At 54.7% G+C, this 243-nt stretch carries 1 pseudogene; it reads left to right on the top strand.

Features of this window, described 5'->3' with window-relative positions:
* A pseudogene (locus AC0IYH_RS33510) lies at positions 1 to 183 on the top strand (pilus assembly protein PilZ); the annotation flags it as partial.
* Positions 184 to 243 lie beyond the last annotated feature (60 nt).

Below are 243 nucleotides of genomic sequence, written 5' to 3' on the forward strand. Positions count from 1 at the left end.
CCGATAGGCAGACTGGAAGCCTCCGTAGAGCTGCGTCATGCTCGTTATGACGAGAAGCTTGATCTCACCTTCGTCGGCCTGCATTTCGCCAACTTAAGCGGACTGCAACAGCGACTGGTGGAGCGCTTCGTCTATCAGTTACAACGCGAAGCGCGCCGCTTCGAGAGCGACACCTTTCTATGAATCGCCTCTAGGGCCTGATGACGTTTCAGCTGCTCGGGTTGCGCTGAAACATCAACAATT

It is taken from the genome of Pseudomonas sp. AC463, from assembly GCF_979253585.1.